Raw genomic sequence first — 254 nt, 5'->3', positions numbered from 1 at the left:
CTTCTAAGACCGGAACAGCAGCTTGCATTAAAATCGGACCACTATCCACTTCTGGTCGCACCAAATGCACCGTACAACCGGCAATTTTCACACCAGCAGCTAAGGCTTGTTCCACCCCATTAATCCCTTTAAAGCTCGGTAACAAGCTAGGGTGAATATTAATTAATCGATCCGGAAAGGCGTTAATTAATACTGGCGTGACCACACGCATCCATCCTGCCATCACCACCCACTTCACCTGTTGAGCTTTCAAC

General features: G+C 47.2%; 1 protein-coding gene. It reads right to left on the bottom strand.

Translation table 11 applies throughout. The annotated features are described in order from the left end of the window. The coding region (purN, locus tag R0J92_RS24745; protein WP_411053634.1) for a phosphoribosylglycinamide formyltransferase at positions 1–254 on the bottom strand (254 nt) is incomplete at both ends.

This window comes from Tritonibacter sp. SIMBA_163, assembly GCF_046535935.1.
Taxonomy (GTDB): domain Bacteria; phylum Pseudomonadota; class Alphaproteobacteria; order Rhodobacterales; family Rhodobacteraceae; genus Epibacterium; species Epibacterium scottomollicae.
This window is presented reverse-complemented; position numbering and strand designations above follow the sequence as displayed.